At 56.9% G+C, this 11,574-nt stretch carries 5 protein-coding genes; 1 reads left to right on the top strand and 4 read right to left on the bottom strand.

The features are described 5' to 3' along the window. Positions 1–74: 74 nt before the first annotated feature. From K0H81_RS14205 to malQ, 4 genes are read right to left on the bottom strand one after another with little or no spacing between them, the layout of a single operon-like run. Positions 75–2,585, bottom strand: a complete 2,511-nt coding sequence (locus K0H81_RS14205) for a glycogen/starch/alpha-glucan phosphorylase (RefSeq protein ID WP_220058745.1) — start codon at positions 2,583–2,585, stop codon at positions 75–77. After that, positions 2,582–4,819 (bottom strand): glycogen debranching protein GlgX, encoded by a 2,238-nt coding sequence (gene glgX / locus K0H81_RS14210; RefSeq protein ID WP_220058746.1) that lies wholly within the window; start codon positions 4,817–4,819, stop codon positions 2,582–2,584. Before glgX ends, K0H81_RS14205 begins: the two co-directional genes overlap by 4 nt. Next, positions 4,810–7,125 (bottom strand): 1,4-alpha-glucan branching protein GlgB, encoded by a 2,316-nt coding sequence (glgB, locus tag K0H81_RS14215; protein WP_434086867.1) that lies wholly within the window; start codon positions 7,123–7,125, stop codon positions 4,810–4,812. Before glgB ends, glgX begins: the two co-directional genes overlap by 10 nt. Positions 7,126–7,172: 47 nt before the next feature. Beyond that, positions 7,173–9,392 carry a 4-alpha-glucanotransferase gene (malQ, locus tag K0H81_RS14220; RefSeq protein ID WP_220058747.1) on the bottom strand — a complete coding sequence of 740 codons (2,220 nt, stop codon included), beginning with the start codon at positions 9,390–9,392 and terminating at the stop codon, positions 7,173–7,175. A gap of 514 nt (positions 9,393–9,906) precedes the next feature. Between malQ and yiaY the strand changes: the two genes are divergently transcribed. Further along, positions 9,907–11,055, top strand: a complete 1,149-nt coding sequence (gene yiaY / locus K0H81_RS14225) for an L-threonine dehydrogenase (protein ID WP_220058748.1) — start codon at positions 9,907–9,909, stop codon at positions 11,053–11,055. Positions 11,056–11,574: the final 519 nt, after the last annotated feature.

Raw genomic sequence — 11,574 nt, forward strand, 5'->3', positions numbered from 1 at the left:
ACTCACTCCTTGAGATAAAAAACACACCAGTTGCTTGGGCGCCGCGGCGACCCGACTTAGCTCGATAAACGTCATTAGGCTATCCCCCAGATCTCGTCTCGATATTGACCAATGGTGACATCGCTGGAGAAGCGACCACTGGCGGCGGTATTGCGTATGCTCATCTGTGTCCAATGGTGGGGATCCCGGTAGGCCTTGGCCGCCTGCACCTGAGCGAGCCGGTAAGACTCGAAATCGGCGGCGGTCATCCAAGGGTCCCGAGGACAACGTATGCTGTTAATGATGGGATCGAATATCCCAGGCTCAAGCAGATTAAAGTGGCCACTCTCCAGCAGGCTCATCACCTCGGTCAGCGCCTGCGACTTGGCGATAAAATGCTGGGGATCGTAGTGGGGTCTCAAAGCCTCCACCTCGTCGGCCCTCAGGCCGAAAAGGAAGAAGTTATCCTCGCCCACCTCTTCGAGCATCTCGATATTGGCGCCATCCAGGGTGCCTATGGTGAGGGCGCCGTTCATCATGAACTTCATGTTGCCCGTGCCCGAGGCCTCCTTGCCGGCGGTAGAGATCTGCTCGGAGAGATCCGTCGCCGGGCAGATACGCTCCATGGCGCTGACGTTATAGTTGGGGTAGAAGGCAAAACGCAGATAAGGGGTCACCAGAGGGTCTGAGTTGACCATATGGGCCACATTATTAGCGAGCTTGATCAGCAGCTTGGCCATGGCATAGCCAGGGGCCGCCTTGCCGCCGATCAGCACGCACCTAGGGGTGATATCCGTGAGTTTGCCCTGCTGGATCTGGTGATACAGGTGGATCACATGCAGGATATTGAGCAGCTGACGCTTATATTCGTGAATGCGTTTCACCTGCACATCGAACATCATCTTAGGGTCGAAGCGAACGTCGCACTCCTGCTCCACCAGCTCGGCCAGCTGCTGCTTGTTGCCATGCTTGACCTCCTGCCAGGCCTTGAGCAGCCCCTCGTCATCGGTGAAGGCATTGAGGGCGCTGAGACGGCTAAGATCTTTCACCCAGCCTTCGCCTAATCGCTTGCCCAGCAACTCGGCCAAGGCTGGATTACTCTGGGCCAGCCAGCGCCTCGGTGTCACGCCGTTTGTCTTGTTGTTGAACTTCTCGGGCCAGAGGGCATAGAAGTCCTTAAACAGGCCAGAGGTTAACAGCTGAGTATGCAGCCCGGCGACACCGTTCACCGAGAAGCTGGCGACGATCGCCAGGTAAGCCATACGGATATGGGGCTCATCGCCCTCTTCGATGATCGACATGGCTCGCAGCTTGTCGCCATCCCCCGGCCAATGGTGTGCCACCATGTCCAGGTAGCGGGCGTTGATCTCATAGATGATATCCAGCAACCTGGGCAGCATGTGGGCGAACATGCGCACCGGCCAGCGCTCCAGCGCCTCGGGCAGCAGGGTGTGGTTGGTGTAGGCCATGGTCTGGCTGGTGATATCCCAGGCTTCATCCCATGACAGACCATACTTGTCCATCAAGAGACGCATCAACTCGGGGATCGCCACGCTGGGGTGAGTGTCGTTAAGCTGCATCACATGCTGGCGGGCAAAATCCCTAAAGTCGGGGCCGCGCTGGCTCACCCAGGTATTGAGCAAGTCCTGCAGGCTGGCAGAGGAGAGGAAGTATTGCTGGCGCAGCCTCAACTCCTTACCGTTCTCGCTGGCGTCATTGGGATAGAGCACCATGGTGATCTGCTCCGCCAGGTTCTTGCGGGCCACCGCCTCCGTGTAATCCCCCTGGTTAAACTCCTCGAGATCGAAATCGTCGGTGGCCTCAGACTTCCACAGCCTGAGGGTGTTTATCCGCTCGTTACGATAGCCGGGCACAGGGATGTCGTAGGCCACCGCCAGCACATCCTGAGTCTCTACCCAGGTGTATTGGCGCTTACCGTCGCGGTCGATATAGGACTCGGTATGGCCGAAGAAAGGCACAGTCACGTTATGGCTTGGCACCCTCACCTCCCAGGGATTACCGTCCCTGAGCCAGCGATCGGGGCGCTCCACCTGATAGCCGTCACACAGCTTCTGGGCGAACATGCCGTACTCATACCTTATGCCGTAGCCGGTGACATTGAGATCCAGGCTGGCGCAGCTGTCGAGAAAACAGGCCGCCAGGCGTCCCAGGCCGCCGTTGCCCAGCCCGGCGTCATGCTCCTGGGCCTCCAGGGTCTCCAGCGCCACCGCATAGTCTTTCAATACTTGGGCACTCTCGTCGTTCATATCCAGATTCAGCAACGCATTGCCAAGGGCCCGCCCCATGAGGAACTCCAGCGACAGGTAGGCGACCTTCTTGTTGCCCGTGTCCCGATCCAGCTGGCGGGTGGCGCGCCACTTGGGCAGCATCTGATCTTTCACGCTCATGGCAAAGGCGTAGAACAGCGCCTGCTCGTCGCGCTCCTTGGGGGTCAGGCTCTTGTCGATATGACGCTCGAAACAGGCCCCCAGGGTCTCACAGGGATCGCAGATAAGGCTGTCGGCCTTGGCTTCAACCTTTACCACAGGCTTGCTGCTAGTCTTACTCGTTTTAGTGGACTTCACCGGCTTAGCTGTCGAACTCATCTAGACTCTCCTTTGGCTGAAGGCTCTTTTAGCGCTGAGGGCTCTTCTCTCGCTGAGGGCTCTTTTAATGCTGAGGGCTCTACTGCGGACGAGGTAAATTGGGCGTAATAGATCATCAGGCTACGGTCCTGCAGCACCAGGCTGGCGCCCTGTAGCAGGGCCTGATAGCTGGCGGACTCGCCATACTGGGGACTGTCCTGGGTACTGAGCAGACACTGCCACTGCACTATCCCCTCGAGGCTCGGGAGGGTGAACTGCTGAGACCTGTTGTCGGCATTAAACATCAGCAACAGCGCCTGACGGCAACCCGCCTGGGCCTCCAACTCGCCGCTGATCACCAGGCTCAGGGTGCGGGTCTGCGCCTCGCCCCAGTGGGCCTTGGTCATGGGCTCGCCCTGCCTACAGAACCAGTCCAGTCCAGGCGAGGTATGGTTGGCACTCTCGTGGATATAGTCTCTGTGGCACAGCATGGGGAAACGGCGACGCAGCTTGATGAGGTTAGTGGTGAAACTCAGCAGTTCGTCGCTGTCGATATCCTTGCGCCAATCGAGCCAACTGGCGGGGTTGTCCTGGCAATAGGCGTTGTTGTTGCCCAGCTGGCTATGACCCACCTCGTCGCCGGCAAGCAGCATGGGCACACCCTGAGACATAAACAGTGTAGTGAGCATGTTGCGGCACTGGCGGGTACGTAGCGCGGTGAGTGACAGTTCGTCGCTCTGTCCCTCAAGGCCATAGTTGTCACTGTAGTTCTCATTGTGGCCATCGCGATTCTGCTCGCCGTTGGCCTGATTATGCTTGTGGCGATAGCTCACCAGATCCATCAAGGTAAAGCCGTCGTGGCTGGTGATAAAATTGATGCTGGCGGCGGGTTTACGCCCGGCGTGTTCGAACAGATCGCTGGAGCCATGAAAACGGGTGGCGAACTCGGGCAACATGCCGGCATCACCGCGCCAGAAACGGCGCACCGTATCGCGATACCTGTCGTTCCACTCGCTCCAGCCGATGGGGAACTGCCCCAACTGGTAGCCACCTGGACCTATGTCCCAGGGCTCGGCGATAAGACGCACCTGGCTGAGCACAGGGTCCTGGCTGATGGCATCGAAGAAGCCGGAACCCACATCGAAGCCGTGATCCTCACGCCCTAAGGTGCTGGCAAGATCGAATCTGAAACCATCGACCCCCATTACCTCGACCCAGTAGCGCAGCGAGTCCATCACCAGCTGCAATACCCTGGGATGGGACAGGTTGAGAGTGTTGCCACAGCCGGTGTCATTGATGTAGTAGCGCGGCTCGCTGGGGTGCAGACGGTAGTAGCTGAGGTTATCTATCCCCTTGAAGCTATAGGTGGGCCCGAGACGATTGCCCTCAGCGCTATGGTTGTAGACCACATCCAGGATCACCTCTATGCCAGCGCCGTGCAGGGCGCTGACCATGTCGCGAAACTCCTCTATCGCCCCATCGCAATTTGACTCGCTTATTGACTCGCTTAGGTAGGCCTGATGGGGCGCGAAATAGCCTATAGTGTTGTAGCCCCAGTAGTTAGTCAGCCCCTTCTGCTGCAGGAAGGCCTCGGTGACAAACTGCTGCACGGGCAGAAGCTCTACGGCGGTGACCCCAAGGCTTTTCAGGTGCTGTAGGCTGGCAGGGTCGCCGAGGCCAGCGAAGCGGCCACGACGCTCACTGGCCACCTCGGGATTTTGTTGACTAAAGCCCTTCACATGCAGCTCGTAGATCACGCTGCGGCGCAGGGACAGCGGGCTATCACCCTGTTCAAAGGGATTCACCAGGGGCGTTATGGGCTTGAGGTTTTCGAGATCTACCACCACACACTTGGGCATCCGCTCGGCGTTATCCAGCTCGCAGAAGCTCAAGTCTTCCTGCTCGTGACCAAACTGATAACCGTAGTGGGATTTATGATCTTCGATGGCGCCGCTCAGGCGCCTGGCGTAAGGGTCGAGCAGCAGCTTGTTGACGTTAAATCTGTGGCCAATCAAGGGCTGATAGGGGCCATCGACCCGATAGCCGTAGCGGCAACCCGCCCTGAGCCCAGACACATGACCATGCCAGATCTGCTGGGACTGACGCTCGAGACGCAGCCTGGCCACTTCCCTATCCTCCTCGTCAAACAGACAGAGGTAGACGGCAATAGCGTGGGCGGAAAACAGCGCGAAGTTCACCCCCTCGCTATCTAAGGTTGCCCCCAAGGGATAAGGCTTACCGTGGGTCAGTCGCATGACACACTCTCGTCCAGTTCCAGCACCAGACAGGCTAGCGGCGGCACGCTGATGCAGGCACTCTGAGCCTGACCCTGATAGGCCTCTGGCTCGGTGTGGATGACGCCCTGATTGCCCACGTCGCTGCCGCCATAGTAGTGGCTGTCGCTGTTGAGGCGCTCATGGTAGCGACCAGGCTGCGGCAGGCCAATGCGAAACTCGCGGTAGACCTCTGGGGTCATATTAACAATAAAGATCAGCTGCTTGTCACCGCTCTGACGGATAAAACTCAGCACGCCGGCGCTGGCGTTATCGCAGTCGAGCCAGCTAAAGCCCTCGCCGTGGTGATCGTCGCCATAGAGAGCCACGCTCTGACGATAGAGGCTGTTGAGATCTTTCACCCAGCGCTGCATTCCCTGGTGGGGCTCGAACGCCAGCAGGTGCCAGTCCAGGCTATGCTGATGGTCCCACTCGTCGCGCTGGGCAAAATCCGCGCCCATGAAGAGCAGTTTCTTGCCCGGATGGCCCCACATGAAGCCCAGATAGGCCCGCAGGGTGGCAAACTTCTGCCAGTCGTCGCCGGGGATCTTATGCAGCAAGGAGCCCTTGCCGTGCACCACCTCGTCATGGCTCAACGACAGGATGAACTGCTCGGTGAAGCAATACATCAGGCTGAAGGTCAGCTCGTTATGATGATGGCTGCGATGAATGGGGTCCCGGCCAATATAGCTCAGGCTGTCGTTCATCCAGCCCATGTTCCATTTGAAGCCGAAGCCCAGGCCGCCCTCATCGACCCGCTTGGTGACGCCGGGCCAGGCGGTGGACTCTTCGGCGATCATCATGATGCCGGGAAAGCCTTGGTAGAGGCGGGTGTTGAGATCCTGCAAGAAGGCGATGGCATCCAGATTTTCGCGCCCGCCATGGGCGTTAGGCAGCCACTGATGGGGCTCGCGGCTGTAGTCGAGATAGAGCATGGAGGAGACGGCATCCAGGCGCAGGCCATCTAAATGAAACTCCTGCAGCCAGTAGTGGGCGTTGCTGAGCAGATAGCTCTGCACCTCGCCGCGGCCGTAGTTGTAGATAAGGGTATCCCAATCTGGATGCTCTCCCTGACGGGGATCCTCATGCTCATAGAGGCAGGAGCCGTCGAAGCGGGTCAGCCCATGGGGATCCTTGGGGAAATGCGCCGCGACCCAGTCGAGGATCACCCCTATGCCCGCCTGATGACAGGCATCGACGAAGGCCTTAAGTTCGTGGGGCTGGCCGAATCTGTGGGTCGGCGCAAACAGGCCGACCGGTTGATAGCCCCAGGAGCCGTCGAAGGGATATTCGCACAGGGGCATCAGTTGCAGATGGGTGTAGCCCATCTCGACCACATAGGGGATCAGCTGATCGATAAGCTGGCTATAGCTGAGATACTGCTCGCCGTTTTCCCCCTGGCGACGCCAGGATCCAAGATGCACCTCATAGATGGAGATGGGCTGATCGTGCCAGCTCTGCTTGGCCCGTTTCGCCAGCCAGCGCTTATCCTGCCAGGCATAGTCGAGCAGGGGCGGTACGATTGAAGCGTTACCCGGGGCGCCCTGCATGGCGCGGCCGAAGGGATCGGCCTTGAGCAGTCGCTCTCCCTCCTGAGTAACAATCTCATATTTATAGTGGGTCAGCGCCTTCATCGAGGGGATGAAGATCTCCCACACGCCATTGGCCGGATGGTGGCGCATCACCTGACGTCTGCCGTCCCAGTCGATGGCATCGTGCACCAGAGAGACCCGCTTGGCATTGGGCGCCCAGACACAAAACTGCACGCCGCTCACCCCATCGACCTCACGCCAGTTGGCCCCCATGAAACGATAGGCCTGCTCCTGACGCCCCTCGCTGAAGAGGTACAGCGCCTCATCACTCAGCAGGCTGGCATATTGGTAAGGGTCGTTTATCTCCTCGACGCTGAAAGGATAATGCACTCGCAGGCGATACTCGAAGGGGTTGATGCGCCGCCCGGCGAGCCCGGCAAAGATCCCCTCATCGTGGCACTTCTCCAGCTCGGCCACCTTGCGACCATCTTGCTTGGCGATCAGCTCGACACGCTCGGCCCCCGGCAGAAAACAGCGCACCACCAGGCGTTTGACCAGGCTTACCGCCTTAGCCTCCTTGATGCCCTTACTAGACTTAGTCGCCGGAGCCATCTCGATGGCGTGCATCCCCAATAAGGCGAAGATATCCACGTAGTCGGCAGCCAGCAGGGCTTCGATTTCACTTGGCGCTATCAGTGGTGTCGGCGCAATCACTGGTGTCTGCGCAGGTGTCTGCACTGGTATCTGCTTAGTCATCTGGTTATCCCTTTGCTTGTCTGTTTCATAGGAGTGTCATAGCTGTGTCATCGGCTGAAAACAGGCTGACGAAGATGCTCGCCTGCCCGGCAAAATTGCTCGCTGGCCTCGGCCGAGCTGCGTCCCTCGACGATGCGGCGTAGCAGGCGCTTTATCGACGGCGACTGTCTCAGACTGATCAGGCTATAGGGCAGTCGTCGCTGCCAGTTGGCATATTCCTGCCAGGTGCCGGGGATGTTGACCCCGTGTCGCTCGCAGCAGAGATCCGCCAACTGCACGCTAAATAGGCGCGAATGGGAACGTGCCGCCACCGTCACCCAGGCGCTGAGCAGGAGCAGATAATCTTCCTCCAGCGAGGCGGTTTCGCCGTTGGCTTCGAGCCAGGCCAGCAGCTGCTGGCGCTCGCCGTCGCGTCGCTCCAGGGCTTGCTCTAGCGCCTGGTCACTTTCGAGAAGTTCCAGTTGACGCTTAAGATGCAGGTCACTCTGAGACCACCAGGCCAGTAGCGTAGGCACGTCATGGTTGGCCAGCATCATCAGGCTATCGGCCCTGTGATCTTGTGGCGACTTGAAGGCCTCGCCCTGCCTGCAGAAATAGAAGAGTTCGTTGGCATAGATACCGCCATCGCTCAGCTTGACGCGCACCTCATCCGGCACTATGCCGAGATCTTCGCCGATCACCACACAGTTGCTGCGCATGCTCTCAAGGCGCACGATCGCAAGTAGGGTGTCTATGGGGTAATACACATAGGCCCCGGGAGCCTCCTGGGGTTCACTCGGCCACCACCAGAGACGCAGCAGCGCCATCACATGATCTAGCCTGAGGGCGCCGTAGTAGCGCATGTTGCTGCGGATAAGGGCAATAAAATGGCTAAAGCCCGACTGGGCCATGGCGATAGGATCCGGCGGCGTCAGCCCCCAGTTCTGCCCCTTGGGGGCAAAATCATCCGGCGGCGCACCTATGCTGGCCTGCTGGCAATAGGCATCTCGATTGTGATGCACCTCGGCGCCATCGCCGCGCACGCCAACCGCCATGTCGCCGATAAGGCCAATGCTCATGCCCGCCGCCAGTGCCTGATGCTGACAGGCGATTAGCTGCTCGTGGGCGACAAACTGTAAGTAACGATGCAACTGGGGATCTGCGGCCATTTGCTCTCCCTGGGCCGAGGCCTTGTCAGCCTCCAGCTGGCAGAAACTGCTCAGCGCCTCCCCTTCCTGGGCCACAAACTGCATGAAGGCCTGCTCGCGCGCCCCACCACTGCCCAGCACATCGCGGCTAAACACCTGATAGAGGGCGATAAAGAGGCGATACTTGAGCTGGGTGAGCTTGGGGTAATCGAGCCAGTTGTCGCGGTTGAGACGCTCGCGATCCAGGGCGAGAGTTTGCAGCAGCGGCGCTATCTCATTGGCCTCGGGGACTTGCTCGATATGAATATAGAGGGGATTGAGCCTGCGTCTGTCGCTCGGGCTGTAGGGGCTGATATAGGCCTCTTCCAGATTGAAGGAATCCCCCAGGGCATGGAGCGGATTGAGCTGAATAAAGTCGCAGCCATAGCCCCCGAGCCAGGCGATCAACACCCCCAGATCGCCAAAGTCCCCTATGCCCCACTGACTGTCGCTGCGCAGGCTATAGAGGGCAATACTCACCCCCCAGGGTTTATCCGTCTCCCGTAGCTGTTTAGCCTTGGGCGGCGCCAGTAGCCAAGTGCCGTGATGGCCCTCGGTTTGCCAATCTAAAACACTGGCATCAACGGCGGCTTTACTGAAAATCACCTGCAGCTTGTGATAGCCCATGGGCAGGGATTGCCCCTGAGTCAGGTAAGGCGCGATGGATACCTTATAGCGGTAATAGAGGTGAGGTTCACAATAATAGTCGCCCACCCGCTCCAGCGCCGCAAAAGGTATGCTCATCTCGAGTTGAGTACCGCCTTCGGTGAGGATGCGCACCCTAAGATCGCCCTGCATCTCGGCCGGCAGCGATAAGATAAAGCTTGGCTCAGTCAGACAGGCAAATTGAAAGACCGCCAGGGGGCGCTGCCAGGGCGCGACGTCGAGGTCGAAATTACGTTCTTCAATCGCCTCACCATTGGCGGCGACGAAACCATCTGGGCTGAGATCATCCAGATGAAACTTGGGCTGAGTACAGTTAGCCAGCAGACAGGCGAGAAGCCCTAAGCGCTCGGCCTGGCTATGGTGCACCACGCGGCCCGAGTAGTCGCTATAGCTGGCGCCTACGCCCTGCAAATAGAGTAACTTTTCTAAGCCCATCGCCCATTTCCCTGCTAGTCAGTCAAACTGCCCTATTTCCTTGAGCAGTAAACATGCCAAGCACAGGTAACAGCTTGACGACAGATTTATGTCAATCCGATGAACTCTTTTTAAGCATAATAATCAACAATTTATAAAACTAGCTTTTTGGGTAAGGCTGATGAGGTGACTGGACGATCGGGCGTTTGATGAAAATCAGCCTGCACAAATATTGTGCAAGCGACCTAATTAGATGCACAGAAAATAAACAGCTAATTATCGGGTGCTTTGGCCGCAATGAGTCAAATTCAACTTATGAAAGTTAACGTGATAGATTTTCGAAATTGAAAATCAGTCAAATTTCGTATTTGTCATAAATTTACAAATTTAGTCGTATTGATCTAAGTTTTTGCCATGCTTTCGACTGGATAACCGCTATTTATGAGGAAGATCACACCTTTGCGATAACCGCGTTGGTACTTTAGTTACCAGAAAAGATAACAACTTTTAACTTTAAGCATAAAAAGGTGATTTTATGGCTGCTAAATTTTTTATCCCATCAGTCAACGTATTAGGACAAAATGCTGTTGACGACGCAATTGGTGATATTAAAACCTTAGGCTTTCAGCGCGCGCTGATCGTCACCGACAAGCCACTGGTAGAGATCGGCCTTGTGGGTCAGATCGTCGAGAAGTTTGGCGCGGCGGGTATCACATCGACTATCTTCGATGGCGTGCAACCTAACCCAACAGTAGGCAATGTCGAGGCGGGTCTGGCGCTACTCAAGGCAAATGACTGTGACTTCGTGGTATCTCTAGGCGGCGGCTCACCACACGACTGCGCCAAGGGTATCGCCCTGGTTGCCACCAACGGCGGCAACATCAAGGACTATGAAGGCCTGGATATGTCGGCCAAGCCACAACTGCCGCTGGTCGCCATCAACACCACTGCCGGTACCGCCAGTGAGATGACACGTTTCTGCATCATCACAGACGAAGCCCGTCACATCAAGATGGCGATCGTCGACAAGCACACCACGCCTATCCTGTCGGTAAACGATCCTGAGCTGATGCTGCTCAAGCCTGCTGGCCTGACCGCCGCAACCGGTATGGACGCCCTGACACACGCCATCGAGGCCTATGTCTCTATCGCCGCCAACCCTATCACAGATGCCTGCGCTATCAAGGCGATCGAGCTTATCAAAGATAATCTGGTGGAAGCGGTTGAGAATGGTCAGAGCCTGGAGGCCCGCGATCAGATGGCTTACGCTCAGTTCCTGGCGGGTATGGCCTTTAACAACGCCAGCCTGGGTTATGTACACGCCATGGCGCACCAGTTAGGCGGTTTCTATGACCTGCCACACGGTGTCTGTAACGCCCTGTTGCTACCACACGTTCAGGCCTACAACGCACAGGTTGCCGCACCGCGTCTTAAAGATGTTGCCAAAGCGATGGGTGTCGATGTCAGCGCCATGACCGACGAGCAAGGCGCAACGGCCGCAATCGATGCGATCAAGGCGCTATCTGTTGCGGTGAAGATCCCAGAGAACCTCACCAAGCTGGGCGTAAAGGCGGAAGATATTCCAACACTAGCCGACAACGCATTGAAAGATGCCTGCGGTCTAACCAACCCTAAACAGGCGACCCACGAAGAGATCTGTCAGATCTTCACCAACGCGCTATAGGCTAGCCTAGCAAGTTTCGAATTTCTCCCTGCAAGTAGAAATTCCCCAAGGCCCACCTCTGGTGGGCCTTTTTAATCACCGCACAGCTATTCCTTCTCTTTCAGCCAAAACTGCTTTCTCTCGATCAGTTTTTTATCATCAGGTGTACTGGCTGGTTAAAATTTACCCCACTCGAGTGAGGTCACTCTTATCGAGCTTCCCGAGTCAAAGCCTCGGCAAACGGCCGAGATACAAACAAAATCACTCATCTAGCAATGAAACACCCGGCTTTTCGAAGTTTTTATCATAAAAATCCAGCACTAATAGCTAAATACTCTTTTCATGTCACACTTTTGGACTAGTCCCTTCGGATACATGTGTTATAAAATGGTGTTAGCTCGCTTTTTCCCTGCAAAGATTCAGCTAGCTAAAAGGCTCGTCGGCAACTATTGCCGGCGAGCCTTTTTCTTTTCAGCGGATAGAATGGTTTAAGTCAAAGAAAGTTAGGCTTATTTTTCTAATGTTGCTAACTTGTGATAC

This window comes from Shewanella halotolerans (genome assembly GCF_019457535.1).
GTDB classification, from domain to species: Bacteria; Pseudomonadota; Gammaproteobacteria; order Enterobacterales; family Shewanellaceae; genus Shewanella; species Shewanella halotolerans.

Coding starts and splice junctions, on each gene's coding strand:
- K0H81_RS14205 (WP_220058745.1), bottom strand. CDS start 2,585: ATGAGTTCGACAGCTAAGCCGGTGAAGTCCACTAAAACGAGTAAGACT.
- glgX (WP_220058746.1), bottom strand. CDS start 4,819: ATGCGACTGACCCACGGTAAGCCTTATCCCTTGGGGGCAACCTTAGAT.
- glgB (WP_434086867.1), bottom strand. CDS start 7,125: ATGACTAAGCAGATACCAGTGCAGACACCTGCGCAGACACCAGTGATT.
- malQ (WP_220058747.1), bottom strand. CDS start 9,392: ATGGGCTTAGAAAAGTTACTCTATTTGCAGGGCGTAGGCGCCAGCTAT.
- yiaY (WP_220058748.1), top strand. CDS start 9,907: ATGGCTGCTAAATTTTTTATCCCATCAGTCAACGTATTAGGACAAAAT.